The following is a 22,241-nucleotide window of genomic DNA, read 5'->3' on the forward strand; positions in this document are numbered from 1 at the left end:
CGATGAGCACAGACGGTGCCCTGAGTAGAACCCGCTGGCTACCGAGACTGCTCGGCGTGCTGCTGTTGCTGATGGGCCTGGCCCTGCTGGCGGGCGGCATCAAGCTGAGCCAGCTGGGCGGCTCGCTGTATTACCTGATTGCCGGCGCAGGCTTCGCCCTGTCGGGCCTGTTGCTGCTGCTGTTGCGCCGCGAAGGCCTGGGCCTGTACGGCCTGGTGCTGCTCGGCAGCAGCCTGTGGGCGCTGTGGGAAGTCGGCCTGGACTGGTGGCAACTGGTACCGCGCCTGGCGCTGTGGTTCGCCCTCGGTGTCGTGCTGCTGTTGCCATGGGCCTGGCGTCCATTGGCCGGTTCACCGGCACGCGCCAACCTCGGCCTGCTTGGCCTGGGCGTAGTGCTCGCCGGCGGCAGCGCGATCGGCAGCCAGTTCACCAGCCCTGGCGAGATCCACGGCAAGCTCGGCCGTGACGGCGGCGAGCTGCGCAGTGCCGCCCCGGACATGCCCGACGGCGACTGGCAGGCCTATGGCCGCACCGAGTTCGGCGACCGCTACTCGCCGCTGCGCCAGATCACCCCGGACAACGTGCACAAGCTGCAGGAAGCCTGGCGCATCCAGACCGGCGACCTGCCAACCGCCAACGACCCGGTCGAGCTGACCAACGAGAACACCCCGCTCAAGGCCAACGGCATGCTCTATGCCTGCACCGCGCACAGCCGCGTGCTGGCCCTGGACCCGGACACCGGCAAGGAAATCTGGCGTTTCGATCCGCAGATCAAGAGCCCGGTAGGCTTCAAGGGCTTCGCCCACATGACCTGCCGCGGGGTTTCCTACTACGACGAGAACAGCTACCTGAGCGCCGATGGCAGCCCGGTACCGAAAATCTCCGAAGCCGGCCAGGCCGTGGCCCGCGCCTGCCCACGTCGGCTGTACCTGCCGACGGCCGACGCACGCCTGATCGCGATCAACGCCGACAACGGCAAGGTCTGCGAAGGTTTCGCCAATCAAGGCGCGATCGACCTGACCACCGGCATCGGCCCGTTCACGGCCGGTGGCTACTACTCCACCTCGCCGGCGGCGATTACCCGTGAGCTGGTGATCATCGGCGGCCACGTGACCGACAACGAGTCGACCAACGAACCGTCCGGGGTAATCCGTGCCTACGACGTGCACGACGGTCATCTGGTGTGGAACTGGGACAGCGACAAGCCGGACGACACCGCCCCGCTCGCCCCGGGCAAAACCTACAGCCGCAACTCGGCGAACATGTGGTCGCTGGCCAGCGTCGACGAAAAGCTGGGCATGGTCTACCTGCCGTTGGGCAACCAGACCCCTGACCAGTGGGGCGCCAACCGCACCCCGGGCGCCGAGCAGTTCAGCGCCGGCGTGGTGGCCCTGGACCTGGCCACCGGCAAGGTGCGCTGGAACTACCAGTTCACCCACCATGACCTGTGGGACATGGACGTCGGCAGCCAGCCGACCCTGGTCGACCTGAAAACCGCCGACGGCGTGAAGCCGGCGCTGATCGCACCGACCAAGCAGGGCAGCCTCTACGTGCTCGACCGTCGCGACGGCAGCGCCATCGTGCCAATCCGCGAGATCCCGGCGCCACAGGGTGCCGTCGAAGGCGACCACACCGCCCCGACCCAGGCCCGTTCCGACCTCAACCTGCTGGGTCCGGACCTGACCGAAGCGGCGATGTGGGGCGCCAGCCCGTTCGACCAGATGCTCTGCCGCATCCAGTTCCGCGAGCTGCGCTATGAAGGTCAGTACACGCCGCCGTCGGTGCAGGGCAGCCTGATCTACCCGGGTAACGTTGGCGTGTTCAACTGGGGTGGCGTGTCGGTCGACCCGGTACGCCAGATGCTCTTCACCAGCCCGAACTACATGGCCTTCGTCTCGAAGATGGTGCCACGTGCCGAGGTGGCTGCCGACAGCAAGCGCGAGAGCGAAACCTCTGGCGTGCAGCCGAACAGCGGCGCGCCGTACGCGGTGATCATGCACCCGTTCATGTCGCCGCTCGGCGTACCGTGCCAGGCGCCGTCGTGGGGCTATGTCGCGGGTATCGACCTGACCACCAGCAAGGTGGTCTGGAAGCACAAGAACGGCACCAGCCGCGACAGCTCGCCGATCCCGATCGGCCTGCCGATCGGCGTCCCGAGCATGGGCGGTTCGATCGTCACTGCCAGTGGCCTGGGCTTCCTCAGCGGCACCCTGGATCAGTACCTGCGCGCGTATGACAGCAACACCGGCAAGGAGCTGTGGAAAGCCCGCCTGCCGGCAGGTGGCCAGGCCACGCCAATGACCTACACCGGTAAGGACGGCAAGCAGTACGTGCTGATCGTCGCCGGCGGCCATGGCTCGCTGGGCACCAAGATGGGCGACTACGTGATTGCCTACAAACTGGCGGATTGATCCCCCGGCTTGCAGACCGTACAACGGCTACCTTCGGGTAGCCGTTTTTGTTTCTTGTGGGAGCGCGCCTTGCCCCGCCAAGCGCGCAGCGCTCTGATAAGCTAAACCGGCACCCGCATTGAAACCTCCACCGACCCTCCCCATCTAAGCACCATAGTCATTTGCGCAGGTGCCCCATGAGCGACCAGCAGGATCTCCCGGAACAGCCCGACGAACACACCGAAGTCGAACACCTCGATACCTCCGACCACCACGGCCGTCACCTGGCCCTGCCCGGGCAGAACCTGCCGGACAAGGTCTATGTCATCCCGATCCACAACCGGCCGTTCTTCCCCGCGCAAGTGCTGCCGGTGATCGTCAACGAAGAGCCGTGGGCGGAAACCCTCGACCTGGTCGCGAAAACCCCGGACCACGCCCTGGCGCTGTTCTTCATGGACACCCCGCCGGAAGACCCCCGCCATTTCGACACCTCGGTGCTGCCGCTGTACGGCACCCTGGTCAAGGTGCACCATGCCAGCCGCGAAAACGGCAAACTGCAATTCGTTGCCCAGGGCCTGACCCGTGTGCGCATCCGCACCTGGCTCAAGCACCATCGTCCGCCGTACCTGGTGGAAGTCGAGTACCCGCACCAGCCGAGCGCGCCCACCGACGAGGTCAAGGCCTACGGCATGGCCCTGATCAACGCGATCAAGGAACTGCTGCCGCTCAACCCGCTGTACAGCGAAGAGCTGAAGAACTACCTCAACCGCTTCAGCCCCAACGATCCGTCGCCGCTCACCGACTTCGCCGCGGCGCTGACCTCCGCCACCGGCAACCAGTTGCAGGAAGTGCTCGACTGCGTGCCGATGCTCAAGCGCATGGAAAAAGTTCTGCCAATGCTGCGCAAGGAAGTCGAAGTGGCGCGCCTGCAGAACGAAATCTCCGCCGAAGTGAACCGGCAGATCGGCGAGCACCAGCGCGAGTTCTTCCTCAAGGAACAGCTCAAGGTCATCCAGCAGGAGCTGGGCCTGACCAAGGACGACCGCAGCGCCGACCTCGAACAATTCGAGCAGCGCCTGCACGGCAAGACCCTCTCGGCCGCCGCCCAGAAACGCATCGACGAGGAAATGAACAAGCTGTCGATCCTCGAGACCGGCTCGCCGGAATACGCGGTCACGCGCAATTACCTGGACTGGGCCACCGCCCTGCCGTGGGGCGTGTATGGCGCCGACAAGCTCGATCTCAAGCACGCCCGCAAGGTGCTCGACCAGCACCATGCCGGTCTGGACGACATCAAGGAACGCATTCTCGAATTCCTCGCGGTGGGCGCCTACAAAGGCGAGATCAGCGGCTCCATCGTGCTGCTGGTCGGCCCGCCGGGCGTGGGCAAAACCAGTGTCGGCAAATCCATCGCCGAGTCGCTCGGCCGGCCGTTCTATCGCTTCAGTGTCGGCGGCATGCGCGACGAAGCCGAAATCAAGGGCCATCGTCGCACCTACATCGGTGCCCAGCCGGGCAAGCTGGTACAGGCGCTGAAAGACGTCGAAGTGATGAACCCGGTGATCATGCTCGACGAGATCGACAAGATGGGCCAGAGCTTCCAGGGCGACCCGGCCTCGGCGTTGCTGGAAACCCTCGACCCGGAACAGAACGTCGACTTCCTCGACCATTACCTGGACCTGCGCCTGGACCTGTCCAAGGTGCTCTTCGTGTGCACCGCCAACACCCTCGACTCGATCCCCGGACCGCTGCTCGACCGCATGGAAGTGATTCGTCTGTCCGGCTACATCACCGAAGAAAAACTCGCCATCGCCAAGCGTCACCTGTGGCCCAAGCAACTGGCCAAGGCCGGGGTGTCGAAAAGCAGCCTGAGCATCAGCGACAGCGCCCTGCGCGCGGTGATCGAAGGCTATGCCCGCGAAGCCGGCGTGCGCCAGCTGGAAAAACAGCTGGGCAAGCTGGTGCGCAAGGCGGTGGTGCAGTTGCTGGATAACCCTGAAGCGAAGATCAAGCTCGGCCCCAAGGACCTCGAAGCGTCCCTCGGCATGCCGCTGTTCCGCAGCGAACAGGTGCTGTCCGGCAAGGGCGTGATCACCGGCCTGGCCTGGACCAGCATGGGCGGTGCGACCCTGCCGATCGAGGCCACCCGCATCCACACGCTGAACCGCGGCTTCAAGCTGACCGGCCAGTTGGGCGACGTGATGAAAGAGTCTGCCGAAATCGCCTACAGCTATGTCAGTGCCAACCTCAAGCAGTACGGCGGCGAGCCGGGCTACTTCAACGAGGCCTTCGTCCACCTGCACGTCCCGGAAGGGGCCACGCCGAAGGACGGCCCGAGCGCCGGCATCACCATCGCCAGCGCCCTGCTGTCGCTGGCGCGCAACCAGCCGCCGAAAAAAGGCGTAGCGATGACCGGCGAGCTGACCCTCACTGGCCAGGTGCTGCCGATTGGCGGGGTGCGCGAAAAGGTGATTGCCGCGCGCCGGCAGAAGATCCACGAGCTGATCCTGCCCGAGGCCAACCGCGGCGACTTCGAGGAGCTGCCCGACTACCTGAAGGAAGGCCTCGACGTGCATTTCGCCAAGCGCTTCAGCGACGTCGCCAAAGTGCTGTTCTGAACCTGAGCGCCCCGCACCGCCAGGCGGTGCGGGGACGCTGGAAATCTGTCCGGCTTGGGGTATGCTGCGCCTCTGTCTTCGCACCGGAGCCGCCATGACTGCCGCCCGCTTTTTGTTGCCTCTGGGCCTCGCCCTGCTCGGCGCTTGCGCCACCCAACCGGGTAACGTCGTCAACCTGGAAGAACAGGCGCAATGCCCTGTGAACCTGCAGGTCGGCCAGACCCTCAACCTGACCCTGCCAAGCAACCCCAGCACCGGCTACCGCTGGCTGCTGCAGAACCCTGCGACGGCGATCCTGCGCAGCCTCGGCCCGGAGGTCTACAGCAATCCACAAACCGCCGGGATCGTGGGCAGTGCCGGTCAGTCGGTCTGGCGCTTCCAGGCCCAGGCGGCCGGCGAAGGTCATCTGCTCCTGGTCTATCAGCAGCCCTGGGCCCCGGAAGTACGCCCGGTGCAAACCTTCGACTGTGTAATCACGGTGCGCTGAACCGCCGCTCACGCATCCTCGTAGCGTTTGCGGATCACCCCGAAGTAGCACGCCACCTGCCGCAACCCCTCGTTCAGCGACGCCAGGCTAAGTTGCTGCTCGCAGGCCAGCAGCAGGAAGCTCAAGCCTTCCGGCACCTTGCTCGCTTCGCTCAGCCATTGCTGGCGCAATTGATCGAGGCGGCCAATGCCCTGCCATTGGCTCAGTTCCTTCTCCAGCCGGGCCTGACGCGCGGTGCCGGCGTCGATATCGGCCTGCCGATCGAGCTGATTGCGCCGCGCCCGATCCCGCGCCACCACCACGTCGGCATAGCGCCGACCTTTGGCGACCAGATCGATGTGTTGCTCCAGCAGGCGCGCGGCGTCTTTCAGGAGACCGCTGTCGAAATCGGTGAGGTTTTTCAGCGTGAGCAACTGGTCGATCATCCCTTCGCTGGGGATCTGGCCCTTGAACAAGCGGCTTAGGCTTGGCGGCGAAAATGCCTCGATGACCTTATCCAGGTCGGCCTGGATCAACCGCTGTGCCGCCAGCGCCTGGCGGGACTTGTCCAGCTCGGCATTCAGGCTGGCCAGTTGCAGCGTCAGGGTCGCCACCTGCTCGGCACCATCGTCCAGCGCGAAACGTTGCAGCTCACGCACCCGGTCCTGCAAGGCGTCACGCTGGTTGCGCAGATCGAGCAGCAGGCGTTGCCCCTCCTGTTCAAGGTCCTGCTGGAATAACCGCTTCGCTTCCTCGCGCTGTGCTGGAGTCAGGCGCACGTCCTGGGCGATGCGCTGCAACTCCTGCTCGGCTTCCGCCGCCGACTGATTGTTCAGCTTCACCAGGCTACGCAACACTTGCGCAGCCACATAGTCCTCGCAGGCATCGGTCGCTTCCAGCAACTCGATCAATTGCGCACGCGGGGCCGCACCCAGCGCATCGCTGTCGCGCCGCACCAGTGTGTGCATGGCCTGCTTGGTTAGTTTCATGGCATTGATATCCGGCAGTTCAATCGTGCCGGACAGCGGGCAACTCTTAACATTGTTCATTAGATAACGACCTCGTCATTGATCGGCTCATTGAAAATCTTCGACAGCTCGCGGGACAGACTTCCAATCTTTTGCCAAGGCCGTAGCACTTTCTTGAAGTCCCAGATGAACTTCGCCACGGCAACATCCGTGCGTAACGCGGCGAGGCTGGATTCGGAGTGATCGATATACGCGTCGAGCATGCGCCAGACGTCTTCGAGGTTCTTTGCCGCCGCCTCGACATTCGTCAGGAGAAACTTCAGGTCCTTGAGTGTGGTGCCCTGGGCTTCAAGTTCGCCGACCAGCGGACAGATGCTGCCAAGTTTGCGATTGAACTCGGCGCGCTGCGCGACCATGGCGCTGCGCTGACGCCGCACGTCTTCGGCCTTGGCCCCGTAAATACCCCCGGTTACCAGTAAGCCCAGCGGGCCGAAAACCAACCCGGTAAAGCTGTAGCCGACAAACGCGGAATATTCCTGGTCCTTCTTCTCGATCTCCAGGTCGAGCGTGGCCACCTCTTCGCGCCAGGTATTGATCCTGGCCAGGATGTCGACATCGGTGACGCGCTTGAGCAACAACTCCACGGTCGGCACCAGGACACTGCCGATCTGTTTCGAGAAGTGGTCGCACATTTCCGTAACGACGGTGACCCGGCCACTCAGTACCTTGATCACCAGCTTCAGTTCTTTCAGGTAAGTCGGCACGTCGACCTCGACGACCCGGCGATCCTGCAGGCTCAACGACGAGTGCCGCTGAATCCGCTGGCGGGCCAGCTCCGGCGTCAGTGACTGGAGGGCTTGATAGGCTTCGGTACTTTCCAGGGTAGTGATCAGTTCGTTGCCGGAGGCTGCGAAGTCCTCGGAGAACAACTCGATGTGGGAACCGAGGTCCTTGGTGTAGTTCTCCAGTTTTTCCCACGTGTCGGCATGGCGCTTGAGGTTTTTATAGAAGTGCAGAATACCCTCGGCATCAATACCCACTTCGCTAAAGCCCTTCTGCCGGGCCAAGACTATTTCATCGGTGGGTAATCGATGAACCTGGTGGGTATAGCGTTTGATCCGGACCAGGTCGGAGCGGGTGAAGATCAGTGCCGGCTCGATATTCTTTACCGGGCTCTGGCTGGAAATAAAATTGAAATAAGACGCTGGCACTAGCTCCGCGCGTTCCTGGATACCCAGTTCGACCACGGGCTTATGCTCAATGGTGTCCGTCATCACGATAACCTCGTAGCACATAAAGAATCACTTCCCGCTGGGCAGTGAATGCCGAACTTCAATGGCGGCATGTACTCAAGGCTAAGTAACTGGCGGCCGTGCAGACAGTCGTGAAGTATCAACTGCTCTGCCGGAAAGTTCTGTGCTGGCCCACCGAACGGCGGCCCGACGCAGCCCGCCGCGACGATGAACGACCACCCGGCAGCGTAGGCATGGCCCCGTCTCTTGGCTAGAATGGCGCCCCTGTCCGATCACCCGTGTACAAACCGTGAGCAAACAACCCGACCGTCTTTTCGCCCAACCGCTGGACCAAGTGCCCGATTTCGCCTTCAACGAAGACGTGGTGCGGGTGTTCCCGGACATGATCAAGCGCTCGGTGCCCGGTTACCCGACCATCGTCGAGAACATCGGCGTGCTCGCCGCGCAGTTCGCCCAACCCGACACGCTGCTCTACGACCTCGGCAGTTCGCTCGGCGCGGTCACCCAGGCCATGCGTCGGCATGTACGCAGCGAAGGCTGCCGGGTACTGGCAGTGGACAATTCGGCGGCGATGGTCGAGCGTTGCGCCGAGTACCTCAAAGCGCAGGACGCGATGTACCAGGAACTGCTGCCGGTGCAAGTCCTGGAAGCCGACATCACCGCCCTGGCGTTGCAACCCGCGTCGCTGATCGCGATGAACTTCACCTTGCAGTTCATCGAGCCGGGCGCACGCCTGGCCTTGCTCGGCAAGATCCGCCAGGCGCTGGTGCCCGGCGGCGCGTTGATCCTGTCGGAAAAACTGCGCTTCGAAGATGCGCAGGAGCACGCGCTGCTCACCGACCTGCACATTGCCTTCAAGCGCGCCAACGGCTACAGCGAACTGGAAATTGCCCAGAAGCGCAGTGCCATTGAAAACGTAATGAAACCCGACAGCCTCGAAGATCACCGCGCGCGCTTGCTCGATGCCGGTTTCTCCAAGGTGGTGCCGTGGTTCCAGTGCCTTAATTTCGCCTCGTTGATTGCCCTGCCATGATTGATCTTTCCCCTCTGGTCCGCCGTCTGGCGGGTACTCCCCTGGCCGAATGGTCCCAGGGCCTGCAAGCGCAACTCGATGCCAAGCTGGAAAAAGGCCACGGCGACCTGGAACGCTGGCAGAGCGCGCTGGACGCGTTGCCAGCGCTGCTACCGAGCGAAGTTGACCTGGTCAACGGCCTGCGCCTGGACTGCGACTGCGAGGCGGCGACCCGTGAACAGTTACACACCGCCCTGATGGGCCTGTCACCTTGGCGCAAGGGGCCGTTCGACCTGTTCGGCGTACATGTCGACACCGAATGGCGCTCCGACTGGAAATGGTCGCGGGTCGCGCCGCATCTGGACCTGCGCGGCAAGCGCGTGCTGGATGTGGGGTGCGGTAATGGCTATTACCAGTGGCGCATGCTCGGGGCGGGTGCCGACAGCGTGATCGGGGTCGATCCGAACTGGCTGTTCTTCTGTCAGTTCCAGGCGGTGCAGCGTTACCTGCCGGAGTTGCCGGCCTGGCATCTGCCGTTTGCACTGGAGGACCTGCCGGCGAACCTGGAAGGCTTCGACACCGTGTTTTCGATGGGCGTGTTCTACCACCGGCGCTCGCCGATTGAGCATTTGCTGGCGTTGAAGGATTGCCTGGTGAAGGGTGGCGAGCTGGTGTTGGAGACCTTGGTGGTCGAAGGTGACGAGCACCAGGTGCTGGTACCGGAAGACCGTTACGCGCAGATGCGCAATGTGTGGTTCCTGCCGTCGGTACCGGCGCTGGAGCGCTGGTTGCGCCGCGCCGGCTTCAGCGACGTGCGCTGTGTGGATGTGAGCGTGACCAGCACCGAGGAGCAGCGCAGCACCGACTGGATGCGCTACCAGTCGCTGAGCCACTTCCTCGACCCGAACGACCCGAGCAAAACCGTCGAAGGCCTGCCGGCGCCACGGCGGGCGGTGTTGGTGGCGCGTAAGTAAAGCGCAAGTCTGGCCCTATCGCGGGACGAGCCCGCTCCCACAAGAAAGCACTACAGCTGTGCTTTTCTGTGGGAGCGGGCTCGTCCCGCGATGCTTTCAAGGCACCTATTCCTTGGCAACTTTCTCTTGCTCCTGCTTGCGCTGCTCCTTCACCACCGCTTCATCCTGCTTGCCATGCACCTGCTCCTGGCTCAGGCGAAACTGCTCCCAGAATGCCTTGGAGCGCTCCGAGCCACCTTCGGCCAGGGCAGAGGTGCTGGCCAGGGCAAGCGCAGCGATCAGGGCATAATTGAACCGTTTCATTGACGTTTCCTCACGATTGAAATCAGACAGCCCAATCTTAAGGACGCCCGCCTAACGGCAAGGTGAGCCAGACATTACAGTCCCGTCATCCAGCCCCTCGTCTTCCTCCCGGCGATGCGCCCAGAAATACAGCGCCGGCAACACCAGCAAGGTCAATACGGTCGACGACAGGATCCCGCCAATCACCACCGTCGCCAACGGTCGCTGCACCTCCGCCCCGGTCCCCGTGGCCAGTGCCATCGGGATAAACCCGAGCGATGCCACCAGCGCCGTCATCAGCACCGGCCGCAAGCGCGTCAACGCCCCTTCGTCGATCGCCAGCCGCAACGGCCGGCCCTGCTCGCGCAAGCCACGAATGAAGGCAATCATCACCAGGCCGTTGAGCACCGCCACCCCGGACAAGGCAATAAAGCCGACCCCCGCCGAAATCGACAGCGGAATATCCCGCAGCCACAAGGCCACCACGCCACCGGTCAGGGCGAACGGAATCCCGGTAAACACCAGCACGCCATCCTTGAGGTTGTTGAACATCATGAACAACAGCGCAAACACCAGCAGCAACGCCACCGGCACCACCACCTGCAAGCGCTTGGCCGCCGACTGCAACTGCTCGAACTGGCCGCCCCAGCGCGTCCAGTAGCCCGCCGGCACGCTGACCTGAGCCGCAATGCGCTCGCTGGCTTCGGCCACGAACGAACCGATATCGCGCCCCCGCACGTTGGCGCTGACCACCACCAGGCGCTTGCCGTCCTCCCGGCTGATCTGGTTCGGCCCCTGCACCAGGGTTACCCGCGCCACCTCGGCCAGGCTGATAAAGCCGATCTGGCCGCTGCTGGTGGCACTCGCCGGCACCGGGACAAGCATCTGGGCCAGGGCCTCGGTGTCGGTGCGCACGTCGTCCGGCAGGCGCACCACCAGGTCGAAGCGGCGGTCGCCCTCATACAGCGTGCCGGCCTGACGGCCGCCGACGGCGACGGCGATGGTGTCCTGCACATCGCCGACATTCAGGCCGTAGCGCGCGGCCTTGTCACGGTCCACGTCGATGGTCAGCACCGGCAAGCCGGAGGTCTGCTCGACCTTCACTTCCGAAGCCCCCGGCACCGCCTGCAAGGTGCTGGCGATCTGCGCGGCGGTGCGCTTGAGCAGCGCCATGTCGTCGCCGAAGACCTTGACCGCGACATCGCTGCGCACCCCAGAAATCAGCTCGTTGAAACGCAGCTGGATCGGCTGCGACATCTCATAGTTGCTGCCCGGCACCCGCGCGGCTGCGCGCTGGATATCGGCGATCAGTTGCTCGCGCGACTTGCTCGGGTCGGGCCACTGATCGCGCGGCTTGAGCATCACGTAGCTGTCGGAAATGTTCGGCGGCATCGGGTCGGCGGCAATTTCTGCGGTGCCGGTGCGGGCGAACACCCGGAGTACTTCCGGCACCTGGCCAATCACGCTCGCTTCCAGCTGTTGCTGCATGTGCACCGACTGGCTGAGGCTGGTGCCCGGCACGCGCAGGGCCTGCAAGGCGAAGTCGCCCTCGCTCAGGCTCGGCACGAACTCGCTGCCCAGGCGCGCGGCCAGCACCCCGGAGCCCAGCACTGCCGCAGCGGCCAGGCCAAAGGCCAGCGCCCGATGCGCCATGACCCACGCCAGCAGCGGCGCGTAACCGCGCTTGGCGCTGCGCATCAGCAGGTTTTCGTCTTCCTTGACCTTGCCGGTCACGAACAGGGCAATCGCCGCCGGGACGAAGGTCACCGAAAGCAGCATGGCGCCGAGCAAGGCGATCACCACGGTGAAGGCCATCGGATGGAACATCTTGCCCTCGACCCCGCTCAGGGCAAAAATCGGCAGGTACACCACCATGATGATCAGTTGACCGAAGATCAGCGGCCGCCGTGCTTCGCGGGCGGCATTGAAGACCTCGTGGAAACGCTCCGAGCGGGTCAGCAACCGGCCATGCTGCTTCTGCGCATGGGCCAGGCGGCGGATGGCGTTCTCGACGATCACCACCGCACCGTCGACGATGATGCCGAAGTCCAGCGCACCCAGGCTCATCAGGTTGGCGCTGACCTTGTTGCTGAACATGCCGGTGAAGGTGAACAGCATCGACAGCGGAATCACCATCGCGGTAATCAGCGCCGCGCGAATGTTGCCGAGGAACAGGAACAGCACCGCGATCACCAGGATTGCGCCTTCCACCAGGTTCTTCTTCACCGTGGCGATGGCCTTGTCGACCAGCGTGGTGCGGTCGTACACCGTGACCGCAGTCACCCCTTTGGGCAGCGTGCGATTGATCTCGGCAAGCTTCTGCGCCACCGCCTGCGACACCGTGCGACTGTTCTCGCCAATCAGCATGAACACCGTGCCCAGCACCACTTCGCGGCCATTGTCGGTGGCCGCGCCGCTGCGCAGCTCCCGGCCGATATCCACCTCGGCCACGTCGCGCACGCGGATCGGCGTGTCGTCCAGCGTGCTCAGGACGATATTGGCGATGTCGTCGATGCCGGCCAACTGGCCCGGTGCGCGGATCAGCAACTGTTCGCCCTGACGCTCGATATAGCCGGCACCGACGTTGGCGTTGTTGCGCGCCAACGCCGTCAGCAGGTCGCCGAGGGTCAGCTTATGCGCCGCCAGCCGCCGCAGGTCGGGCGCAATCTGGTACTCCTTGGCGAAGCCGCCGATGCTGTTGATTTCGGCCACCCCGCGAACGTTGCGCAGTTGCGGCTTGATGATCCAGTCCTGGATCTCGCGCAGGTCGGTCGGGGTGTAGGCCTGACCATCCGGTTTGCGCGCATCCGGTGCCGCCTCGACGGTCCACAGGAAGATCTCGCCAAGGCCGGTGGAAATCGGCCCCATCACCGCCTCAACGCCCTCCGGCAGCTGTTCGCGCGCCTGCTGCAGGCGCTCGTTGACCAACTGACGGGCGAAGAACAGGTCGGTGCCCTCCTGGAAGATCACCGTCACCTGCGACAGGCCCGAGCGCGACAGCGAGCGGGTCTGCTCCAGCCCCGGCAGGCCGGCCATGGCCGTCTCGATGGCGAAGGTGATGCGCTGCTCGGTTTCCAGCGGCGAGAAGCCAGCCGCCGACGTGTTGATTTGCACCTGGACGTTGGTGATATCAGGCACCGCGTCGATCGGTAGCTTCTGGTAACTGGCGACGCCGAGCCCGGCCATCAGCAGCACCGCAAGCAACACGATCAGGCGCTGCTCGATGGCAAATTGAATGATGCGTTCGAACATGGCGATTACTCGGGAAGGCTCAATGGGAGTGCTCGGCGCTGGCCTTGCCCAGTTCCGACTTGAGGATGAAACTGCCCTGCGCCGCGACCTGCTGACCGGCAGCCAGGCCCTGGCGGATCTCGACGAAACCGTCAGCGCTGAGCCCGGTCTCCACCGTCTGCGCCACGAAACCTTGGGCCGTACGCACGAACACCGTGGGCCGCTCTTCCAGGGTTTGCAGCGCCTGCGCCGGCACGGCGAGGGTTTGCTGGCGCTGTTCGGTGGGCACGCTGACCGCCACGAACAGGCCCGGCCGCCAGGCGCCGCGCGGATTGTCCAGGGTCACCCGGACGCTAGCGGTGCGCGACTGCTCGCCGAGCAGGCTGCCAACATGGCTGATGGTGCCGCTGGTCTGCTCGCCGAGGTCGCTGGCCAGTACGCTGACCGGCATGCCGACGCGGACCTTGGCCAGGTCGCGCGGGGCAACGCCGAAGGTCGCCCAGACCCGCGACAGGTCCGACAAGGTGAAGGCCGCCGTGCTTTCGCTGACCACCTCGCCCGGCACCAGGTGCTTCTCGACCACCTGGCCGGCGAACGGCGCCCGCAGTTCGTAACGGTTACCGCCGGCCAGCACCACGCTGCCGCTGAGTGCGCTGACCTTCTGCCGGGCATTGGCCTGGGCGATCTCGGCCTCCTGCAAGGCCTGGCGCGCTTGCAGGTAATCCTGCTCGGCGGAAATCCCGGCCTGCCACAGGTCCTTTTCCCGTGCGTAGGTGCTGCGGGCCATCGCCAGCCGGCGCTGGCTGGCGGCCAGTTCGCTACGCTGTTCGGACACCTGCGGGCTGGCGATCACCGCCAGCAGGTCGCCGGCCTTGACCTGCTGACCGAGGCTGACTGCCACCGCCTCGACCACCCCCGGCGCCCGTGGAAACAGGTGCGCGGTACGGTCTTCGTCGAAGCGGATCTCGCCGGGCAGACTCAGCACCCGGCTCAGCGCACGCGGGGCGGCGCTAGCCAGCTCGATGCCGGCGACCGCGATCTGTTCCGCGCTCAGGCTGATCTTGCCCTCTTCGGCATGGCTCTCTTCGGCATGCCCTTCCTCGCCATCCCCGTCTTCATCATGATCGCCTTCGTCATGATCGCCTTCAGCATGGGTGGCCGCCGGGGCCGGCAGCGGGCTGTCGACCTGGCGCCCGAGCAGCGCGCCGAGACCGATCCCGGCCATCAGGGTCAGGGCCAGCAGGATGATGTTTTTCCTGTTCATGCAAACTCCTCGGCACTAAGGCGGCCGGCGCCGAACACAAAGGATGGGTTAGCGGCTGGCCAGGGTCAGGTCGCCGAAGATCCGCTCCAGGCGCACGCGCGCGGCGCTGCCTTCAGCCTGGGCCTGGAGATACTGGGTGCGGGCCGCGACCAGGGTGCGCTGGGCGTCGAGCACGTCGAGGAAGCTGAACTTGCCGCGTTCGAAGCCGCGGGTGGCGGCCTCCACCGCCTGTTGCGCGGCGGGCAGGATCGAGCGGTCGAAAGCCTGCACCTCGCGCTCGGCCGTGCGCCATTGCGCCAGGGCCTGGATCACCTCGCTGCGCACCCGCAGCGCGGTGCCGTTGCGCAGGTCGCGGGCCTGGTCGGCGCGACGCGCGGCAGCCAGCACATTGCCCTGATTGCGGTCGAACAGCGGCAACGGCAACGACACGCCAACCACATTGATCCGCTCGCGCTCGCTTTCGCTGTACTGGCTGCCGACGCTGACGGTGAGGTCGGGAATGCGCTGGGTACGGGCCAGGTCCAGCGAAGCTTCGCGCTGCTCGATCTGCAAGCGCGCCAGACGCAGCTCGGCGGTGTGCTCAAGGCGCGCGAGCAATTGCTCGTTGGCCGGCAGTGGCGTGCTGCTGGCCGTCGGCCCTGTCACCCGCTCGAAAGCCATCTGCGGCGCACCGATGAGCGCCGCCAGCTGCTGATAGGCCACCACCGTATCCTGCTCGGCGCGGCCCTGCTCCAGGCGGATTTCCGACACCTGCACCTGCGCCCGGGTGGCTTCGATCGGCGAGGCACTACCGGCCTTGACCCGCCCTTGCACCACCTGCAAGCCGCGCTCGGTGAGGCGCAGCGATTGCTCGGCCAGGGCCAGGCGGTCTTGCGCTTGCAACGCAGCGTCGAAGGCTGCCAATACGTCGGCGCGCAGGGCATTGCCCTGGCGCTCCAGCTCCAGCGCGGCCAGCGCCTGCTCGCGCTCGGACAGGCCAATGCGCGCAGCGCGCTTGCCGCCCAGCTCGAAGCGCTGGCTGAGGCTGACGGTGGTGGTCTGCTGGTTGCGCCGGGTGTCTTCCAGCTCCCAGCTCAGTTCGGGGTTGGGCAGCAGCCCAGCCTGGATCCGCTCGCCATCGGCAATCGCTGTGCCCCAGCGCGCAGCGGCCAGCTCCGGGTTGTTATCGCGGGCCGTGCGCAAAGCGGCGTCCAGCGTCAATGTCTGTGCCTGTGCCGTCGGCGCTGTTGCGATCAGCAACAGCCCCAGCGCCACCCAGCTGTGCCCGTTCACCATGGCTGTATTCCCGCTGTTTTTTCGGAGCGAGCACTCTAGGTAGCGGGCTTTATCGTCAACATGACCCCAAGATTACAAATCCGTTATCCAGGCCCTGCGACCAGCGACTTGGCTTAGACTGCGTACTGTCGCTTGACCCTGTAGCCACTAGAGGGTCGAGAATCGCCACCCTTGCCTGCCCGTAACGAGCCCCCCATGCGTTTGCTGATCATCGAAGACGAAGTGCGTACCGCCGAGTACCTGCAACAAGGCCTGCGTGAGAACGGCTATGTGGTCGATTGCGCCGGTACCGGTGCCGATGGTCTGCACCTGGCGCGCCAGCAGGCATACGACCTGATCATCCTCGATGTGAACCTGCCCGAGCTGGATGGCTGGACGGTGTTGCAGCGCCTGCGCGCCGAGTCGGCGACGCGGATCATGATGCTCACGGCCCACGGCCGGCTGTCCGACCGAGTCAAGGGGCTGGACCTGGGCGCCGACGACTACCTGCTCAAACCTTTCGAATTCCCCGAGCTGCTGGCGCGTATCCGCACCCTGCTGCGACGCAGCGAGCAGACCTTGCAACCGACCACCCTGAAGGTCGCCGACCTGGAGCTGAATCCCGGCCGCCATCGTGCCTACCGCGCCAACCAGCGCATCGACCTGACCGCCAAGGAGTTCGCCCTGTTGCACCTGCTGATGCGCCAGAGCGGCGAGGTGCTGTCGCGCACCCAGATCATTTCGCTGGTGTGGGACATGAACTTCGATTGCGACACCAACGTGGTCGAGGTGTCGATCCGCCGCCTGCGGGCGAAGATCGACGACTCGTTCGAGCACAAGCTGATCCACACCCTGCGCGGCGTCGGTTACGTGCTGGAACCGCGCGAATGAGGTCGAGCCGCCTGGCCCTGCGCCTGGGCCTGAGTGTCAGCCTGATGGGAGCGGCGCTGGTGCTGTTGCTGGCCGGGCTGGCGGTGCTGGCGCTGGACCACGAGTTGGATAGCCGGGCGGGCAAGGTGCTGGCGCGCAAGATGGAGCAGATCAAGCACAGCCTGGCGGCCGACATGACCGCCGCCGACCTCAGCCGGCGCGCGCACCCGTTGCTCGACCTGGTGATGGGGCATGACGACCTGAGCCTGAACATCATCGGCCGCACCGGCCGCCATTCGGCGCTGCTCAGCCTCGGCCCGGCGCTGCAAGCCCAGGACCTGATGCAGATCACCGTGGGCCAGGGCCTACGCTACAGCGAGTGGACCGACAGTAACGGCGAGCAGATGCTGACGGCCTCTCAGGTGATGAAGCTGCAGGACGGCACGCCAGTGCGCGTGTTGCTCACGGTCAACCGCGCCGACGACCTCGGCCTGATGCAGGCGTATCTGCAATCGACGCTGATCGCCCTGCCGCTGCTGTTGCTGCTGATCGGCAGTGGTGCCTGGCGTCTGGTGCAGAGCGGGTTGGCGCCGTTGCGGCACTTTCGGCGGATTGCCGAACGGGTGTCGGCGCAGGAGCTCGGCCATCGCCTGCCGGAGAACGATCTGCCGCAGGAACTGCGCGAACTGGCCCAGGGCATCAACGTGATGCTCGACCGCCTGGATCGCGGCGTGCAGCAGCTGTCGCAATTCTCCGACGACCTCGCACATGAGCTGCGCACGCCGATCAGCAACCTGATGGGCAAAGCCCAGGTAACGCTGGCGCGGGCACGTCCGGTGGAGGATTACCGCACGGCGCTGGAGGACAGTGTCGAGGAACTGACCCGGCTGAACCGGATCATTACCGACATGCTGTTTCTGGCGCAGGTCGACCAGCCGACCAGCCAGGTGCAGTTGAAGGCCGTGGCGCTGGCGGATGAGACCGCGCGGATTGCCGAACTGTTCGCGCTAAGCGCCGAAGCCAAGGGTATCGCGTTGAAGCTGCACGGCTGGGGCACGGTGCAGGCGGACCGGCTGATGGTCCAGCGGGCCTTGTCGAATTTGCTGAGCAATGCCATTCGGCATGGGGCCGAAGGGCAGCCCATCGAGGTGGGCATCGAGCCGCGTGAGGACGGCATGCATTGCTGGGTACAGAACGCCGGGCCGGGGATTGCGCCGGGGCATCTTGCGCATCTGTTCGAGCGCTTCTATCGGGCCGGGTGTGGCCGCTCGCGCCTGGAAGGCGGGACCGGGCTGGGCCTGGCGATTGTGCGCTCGATCATGCAGGTGCATGGCGGGCGGGTCGAGGTGCGCAGTGCGCTGGAAGGGCCTACACGGTTCAGTCTGGTGTTTCCGGGGTGAGCGCATCGCGGGACACGTCGCTCGTCCCGCGATTGCATCAGCGCGCGATCACGCCTTGCTGGCCGCCAGAATCAACGCCTTCATCTCAGAAACCGCCGACTTGAAGCCAACGAACAGCGCATGCGCCACCAGCGCATGACCGATGTTCAGTTCATTGATCCCGTTGATCGCCGCCACGGCTTCAACATTGTGGTAATGCAACCCGTGCCCGGCATTGACGATCAGCCCCTGGTCGAGGCCGAACGCTACACCGTCGGCCACCCGCTTGAGCTCTTCGGCCACGTCCGCCGGGGTGTGCGCATCGGCATAGCGTCCGGTGTGCAGTTCGATGGCCGGTGCGCCAACCCGACGCGACGCCTCAATCTGCCGCTCATCGGCATCGATGAACAGCGACACTTCCGAGCCCAGGCGTGACAGCCGCTCCACCGCTGCCTTGATCCGCGCTTCCTGCCCGGCTACGTCCAGACCGCCCTCGGTGGTGAGCTCCTGACGGGTTTCCGGCACCAGGCAGATGTGTGCCGGACGAATCAGTTCGGCGAACTTCATCATCTGTTCGGTCACGCCCATTTCGAAGTTCATCCGCGTCTGCAGCACGTCCTTGAGCAGCAGCACGTCGCGCTCCTGGATATGCCGGCGGTCTTCTCGCAGGTGCACGGTAATGCCGTCGGCACCCGCCTCTTCGGCGTCCAGCGCGGCCTTGACCGGGTCGGGGTAACGCGTGCCACGGGCCTGGCGCAGGGTCGCCACGTGGTCGATGTTGACGCCGAGAAGGATGCGGTTGCTGTGGGTCACGAAGAGACTCTCCTGGAAATTGAGCCTCACAGCATACGACGAGCTTAGCGCTTGCGAAACAGTTCCCGACTGGCTAACGGCTTGCCGCCCAGGTGCACCGCCAGCGCCTGGCGCATCAGACGCTTGGCGGCGCTCAAGGCACCCGGCACCGCCCAATCGGCTTGAGCCATGGCCGCCAGTTCCGCGCCATTGAACAGCCCCGGCTGCAACAGGTAGACCCGCTCCAGCCCGGCATCGACTTGCAGGCGGTATAGACCCTCGTGCTCGACCGGGTCGCCATTCACGTCCAGGTCCAGCGCAAAGCCATAGCCCAGCTCATCGAGCAGGCGCCATTCGAACGCGCGCAGCAGCGGCTCCAGCGCGCGCCCGGCCGCCAGTGCCTGCAAGGTGGCGGTGTAATGCTCGAACAACGCCGGATGCGGGTCTTCTGCCGGCAGCAGGCGGATCAGCAACTCATTGAGGTACAAACCGCTGAACAGTGCGTCGCCATTGAGCCAGGCCGCCACCCCGGCGCTTTCGATCCGGCCGACGTTCTTCAGCTCGCCACGCCCGTGAAACTCGACCTCCAGCGGCACGAACGGCCGCGCCAGGCTGCCGCTTTTGCCCCGCGCACGGCGCAACACGGCGCGCAGGCGCCCTTGCGGGGTGAGGAAATCGACCAGTGCGCTGGTTTCACGGTAGGCCCGGCTGTGCAACACGTAAGCCGCTTGGCCGTCTGGCTGATCCATGCTGTGCGCTTCGACAGAGAGTGGGCCCGACGCCGGACGGCATCGGGCCTCAGGAGGGAGTTACAGGTCGCCGTAGCCCAGCGAACGCAGGGCGCGCTCGTCGTCGGACCAGCCACCCTTGACCTTGACCCAGAGGTTGAGCATGACCTTGGCGTCGAACAGCACTTCCATGTCCTTGCGCGCCTCGGAACCGATGCGCTTGATCCGCTCGCCCTTGTCGCCAATGATGATTTTCTTCTGCCCATCACGCTCGACCAGAATCAGTGCGTGAATATGCAGCACATGCCCCTGCTGCTTGAACTCTTCGATCTCGACGGTGATCTGGTACGGCAGCTCGGCGCCGAGCTGACGCATGATCTTCTCGCGCACCAGTTCGGCGGCCAGGAAGCGGCTGCTGCGGTCGGTGATCTGGTCTTCCGGGAAGAAGTGGTCGTTTTCCGGCAAGTGCTTGGCAATCTGCGCTTCGAGGGCGTCGAGGTTGTGCCCCTGCTGCGCCGATACCGGCACGATATCGGCGTTCGGCAGTTGCTCCTGCAGCCATTGCAGGTGCGGCATCAACTCGGCCTTGTCTTCGATCCGGTCGGTCTTGTTGATGGCCAGGATGACCGGGCCCTGCACGTACTGGATACGCTCCAGCACCAGTTGATCTTCGTCGGTCCACTTGGTGCGGTCGACCACGAAGATCACCACGTCGACGTCCTTCAACGCCGCCGAGGCGGTTTTGTTCATGTAGCGGTTGAGCGCCTTTTCGTTGCTCTTGTGCATGCCGGGGGTATCGACATAGATCGCCTGCACATCGCCTTCGGTCTTGATCCCGAGCATGTTGTGGCGCGTGGTCTGCGGCTTGCGCGAAGTAATCGCCAGCTTCTGGCCGAGGATATGGTTGAGCAAGGTCGATTTGCCCACGTTGGGACGGCCGACGATAGCGACGTAGCCGCAACGGGTAGTATTCGATTCAGTCATTGCCATTCTCCACGCCCAGGGCGATCAGTGCTGCGGCGGCCGCGACTTGCTCGGCGATACGCCGGCTCACGCCCTGCCCTCGGCTTTTTTCAGTCAACAGGGTCACTTCGCACTCGACGAAGAAGGTCCGGCAGTGCGGCTCGCCCTGGATATCTACCACTTCATAGCGGGGCAGTTCGCATGCCCGCGATTGCAGGAATTCCTGCAGACGGGTTTTCGGGTCCTTGTTGGTGTCGACCAGGGTCAGGCTTTCGAACTCGCCGGCCAGCCAGGCCAGTACGCGCTCGCGGGCGGTCTGCATGTCCGAATCGAGGTAGATCGCCCCGATCAGCGCTTCGAGGGCGTCGGCCAGGATCGACTCGCGACGGAAACCACCGCTTTTCAGCTCGCCCGAGCCCAGGCGCAGGTACTCGCCGAGGTCGAAACCACGGGCCAGCACGGCCAGGGTCTCACCTTTCACCAGCCGCGCACGCAGGCGTGACAACTGGCCTTCACGGGCCTGCGGGAAGCGCTCGAACAGTGCCTCGCCGGCAACGAAGTTGAGGATCGCATCGCCCAGGAATTCCAGCCGCTCATTGTTGCGGCCGGCAAAGCTGCGATGCGTCAGGGCCAGCAGCATCAGCTCCTGGTTCTGGAAGGTGTAGCCGAGCTGACGCTCAAGGCGGGTAAGGGAAACGCTCACAGTGTACCCACGCGCAGTTCGTGGTCGATGTTCAGCAGCGGCGCAACGGCGCCGGCCTCGCTCAGTTCAAACGGGCTCGTGGCCGTCATGGTTAACGCGTTGTTCAAATGCAGATCCTGAAAGACTGTTTGATTCTTGCCTGGTGGCTGGCCGCCCCGCGCAGGTCGCGGGCTTCACGTTACAGCCTATGCCAGAAAAGCATTCGGCGCTGTCGAAGGACAGCGCCGTTTGAGTGTTACTTGATCAGACCGACCCGCGACAGGCTCGGGAAGTGACTCAGCTTTGGCTCTGGCCAGCTCATCCACACCGCGAAGGCCTTGCCGACGATGTTCTGGTCCGGGACCATGCCCAGCAGCTCCTTGGGAATGTTCGGATCGTCCCAGTAACGGCTGTCGTTGGAGTTGTCGCGGTTGTCACCCATCATGAAGTAGTGACCGGCCGGAACCACCCACTGCTGATCGGGCGGCATGCGGTAGCGGCTCATCTCCTTGCGGATCAGGTGCTCGGCCGCGCCGAGTTTTTCCTTGTACAGCTCGGCGCTGCCCAGGGTACCCGGCTCGTTGCCGACCAACTGCTCGGCAATCGCCTGGCCGTTGACGTACAGGCGCTTGTCGCTGGTATAGCGCACCTGATCGCCCGGCAGGCCAACCACCCGCTTGATGTAGTTGACGTTCGGGTCGCTCGGGAAGCGGAACACCATCACATCGCCACGTTGCGGGTCGCCAATTTCGATGACCTTTTTATCGATCACCGGCAGGCGGATGCCGTACGAGAACTTGTTGACCAGGATGAAATCGCCCACTTCCAGCGTTGGTTTCATCGAGCCCGATGGAATCTGGAACGGCTCGACGAGGAACGAACGCAGCACCAGTACGATGAACAGTACCGGGAAGAACGACTTGCCGTACTCAACCAGCAACGGCTCCTTGTTCAACTGCTCGAGCACCGCCCCTTCAGGCTGGCTGACGCTGCCCTGATAAGTGGCGATTGCCGCCCGCCGACGCGGGGCCAGGAACAGCAGATCGATCAGGGCCAGCAGTCCGCAGACCGCAACGGCGATGACTAACAACAGCGGGAAATTTAGCGACATAGGA

18 protein-coding genes are annotated in these 22,241 nt (G+C 64.6%); 7 read left to right on the forward strand and 11 right to left on the reverse strand.

The window, feature by feature from the left end:
• The first annotated feature begins 2 nt into the window (after nt 1-2).
• The 3 genes from DCO48_RS09950 (at nt 3) to DCO48_RS09960 (ending at nt 5,495) form a co-directional block, all read left to right on the forward strand.
• The gene (locus tag DCO48_RS09950) at nt 3-2,411 is read left to right on the forward strand and encodes a glucose/quinate/shikimate family membrane-bound PQQ-dependent dehydrogenase (protein WP_116550433.1); all 2,409 of its coding nucleotides are present in this window, start codon (nt 3-5) and stop codon (nt 2,409-2,411) included.
• A 176-nt stretch (nt 2,412-2,587) separates the two neighbouring features.
• Entirely contained in the window at nt 2,588-5,008 is a 2,421-nt protein-coding gene (gene lon, locus DCO48_RS09955) for an endopeptidase La (RefSeq protein WP_116550434.1), read from the forward strand.
• Nucleotides 5,009-5,102: 94 nt separating this feature from the next.
• Nucleotides 5,103-5,495, forward strand: coding sequence for a protease inhibitor I42 family protein (locus tag DCO48_RS09960; protein ID WP_116550435.1), 393 nt, complete (start codon nt 5,103-5,105; stop codon nt 5,493-5,495).
• Nucleotides 5,496-5,503: 8 nt separating this feature from the next.
• Here DCO48_RS09960 and DCO48_RS09965 read toward each other — a convergent pair whose 3' ends face one another.
• Together DCO48_RS09965 and DCO48_RS09970 are read right to left on the reverse strand one after the other, a co-directional pair.
• Nucleotides 5,504-6,523, reverse strand: a complete 1,020-nt coding sequence (locus DCO48_RS09965) for an alpha-xenorhabdolysin family binary toxin subunit B (RefSeq protein ID WP_116550436.1) — start codon at nt 6,521-6,523, stop codon at nt 5,504-5,506.
• The gene (locus DCO48_RS09970) at nt 6,523-7,716 is read right to left on the reverse strand and encodes an alpha-xenorhabdolysin family binary toxin subunit A (protein WP_133247608.1); all 1,194 of its coding nucleotides are present in this window, start codon (nt 7,714-7,716) and stop codon (nt 6,523-6,525) included. Before DCO48_RS09970 ends, DCO48_RS09965 begins: the two co-directional genes overlap by 1 nt.
• 268 nt (nt 7,717-7,984) lie before the next feature.
• Here DCO48_RS09970 and cmoA point away from each other — a divergent pair, with 268 nt between their 5' ends.
• Both cmoA and cmoB read left to right on the forward strand, forming a co-directional pair.
• Entirely contained in the window at nt 7,985-8,728 is a 744-nt protein-coding gene (gene cmoA / locus DCO48_RS09975) for a carboxy-S-adenosyl-L-methionine synthase CmoA (protein ID WP_116550438.1), read from the forward strand.
• Nucleotides 8,725-9,681 carry a tRNA 5-methoxyuridine(34)/uridine 5-oxyacetic acid(34) synthase CmoB gene (cmoB, locus tag DCO48_RS09980; protein WP_116550439.1) on the forward strand — a complete coding sequence of 319 codons (957 nt, stop codon included), beginning with the start codon at nt 8,725-8,727 and terminating at the stop codon, nt 9,679-9,681. Before cmoA ends, cmoB begins: the two co-directional genes overlap by 4 nt.
• Nucleotides 9,682-9,786: 105 nt before the next feature.
• Here cmoB and DCO48_RS09985 read toward each other — a convergent pair whose 3' ends face one another.
• Genes DCO48_RS09985 through DCO48_RS10000 form a run of 4 tightly spaced genes read right to left on the reverse strand, consistent with a single transcriptional unit; the run spans nt 9,787 to nt 15,733 of the window.
• The gene (locus DCO48_RS09985; RefSeq protein ID WP_116550440.1) at nt 9,787-9,984 is read right to left on the reverse strand and encodes a hypothetical protein; all 198 of its coding nucleotides are present in this window, start codon (nt 9,982-9,984) and stop codon (nt 9,787-9,789) included.
• A 51-nt stretch (nt 9,985-10,035) separates the two neighbouring features.
• Nucleotides 10,036-13,215 (reverse strand): CusA/CzcA family heavy metal efflux RND transporter, encoded by a 3,180-nt coding sequence (locus DCO48_RS09990; RefSeq protein ID WP_116550441.1) that lies wholly within the window; start codon nt 13,213-13,215, stop codon nt 10,036-10,038.
• Nucleotides 13,216-13,234: 19 nt separating this feature from the next.
• Entirely contained in the window at nt 13,235-14,458 is a 1,224-nt protein-coding gene (locus DCO48_RS09995) for an efflux RND transporter periplasmic adaptor subunit (protein WP_116550442.1), read from the reverse strand.
• 48 nt (nt 14,459-14,506) lie between these two features.
• Nucleotides 14,507-15,733 carry a TolC family protein gene (locus tag DCO48_RS10000; protein WP_116550443.1) on the reverse strand — a complete coding sequence of 409 codons (1,227 nt, stop codon included), beginning with the start codon at nt 15,731-15,733 and terminating at the stop codon, nt 14,507-14,509.
• Between the two features lie 195 nt (nt 15,734-15,928).
• Between DCO48_RS10000 and DCO48_RS10005 the strand changes: the two genes are divergently transcribed.
• Together DCO48_RS10005 and DCO48_RS10010 are read left to right on the forward strand one after the other, a co-directional pair.
• Nucleotides 15,929-16,603: a heavy metal response regulator transcription factor gene (locus DCO48_RS10005; RefSeq protein WP_116550444.1), complete on the forward strand. Its 675-nt coding sequence runs from the start codon at nt 15,929-15,931 to the stop codon at nt 16,601-16,603.
• Nucleotides 16,600-17,982: a heavy metal sensor histidine kinase gene (locus DCO48_RS10010; protein WP_116550445.1), complete on the forward strand. Its 1,383-nt coding sequence runs from the start codon at nt 16,600-16,602 to the stop codon at nt 17,980-17,982. Before DCO48_RS10005 ends, DCO48_RS10010 begins: the two co-directional genes overlap by 4 nt.
• A gap of 48 nt (nt 17,983-18,030) precedes the next feature.
• On the opposite strand, the gene pdxJ is transcribed toward DCO48_RS10010, so the two are convergent.
• The 5 genes from pdxJ to lepB all read right to left on the reverse strand — a co-directional run bounded on the left by pdxJ (nt 18,031) and on the right by lepB (nt 22,237).
• Complete coding sequence (pdxJ, locus tag DCO48_RS10015) at nt 18,031-18,774, reverse strand: pyridoxine 5'-phosphate synthase (RefSeq protein WP_116550446.1); 744 nt, start codon at nt 18,772-18,774, stop codon at nt 18,031-18,033.
• A 44-nt stretch (nt 18,775-18,818) separates the two neighbouring features.
• Entirely contained in the window at nt 18,819-19,502 is a 684-nt protein-coding gene (gene recO, locus DCO48_RS10020) for a DNA repair protein RecO (protein WP_116550447.1), read from the reverse strand.
• A gap of 60 nt (nt 19,503-19,562) precedes the next feature.
• Entirely contained in the window at nt 19,563-20,465 is a 903-nt protein-coding gene (era, locus tag DCO48_RS10025; RefSeq protein ID WP_116550448.1) for a GTPase Era, read from the reverse strand.
• On the reverse strand, nt 20,458-21,147 hold the full coding sequence (gene rnc / locus DCO48_RS10030; protein WP_116550449.1) for a ribonuclease III: 690 nt from the start codon (nt 21,145-21,147) through the stop codon (nt 20,458-20,460). The genes era and rnc overlap by 8 nt, the downstream gene beginning before the upstream one ends.
• A gap of 235 nt (nt 21,148-21,382) precedes the next feature.
• A complete protein-coding gene (gene lepB, locus DCO48_RS10035) occupies nt 21,383-22,237 on the reverse strand; it encodes a signal peptidase I (RefSeq protein ID WP_116550450.1) in 855 nt (284 codons plus the stop codon).
• Nucleotides 22,238-22,241: the final 4 nt, after the last annotated feature.

The organism is Pseudomonas sp. SDI, from assembly GCF_003105155.1.
GTDB lineage: Bacteria > Pseudomonadota > Gammaproteobacteria > Pseudomonadales > Pseudomonadaceae > Aquipseudomonas.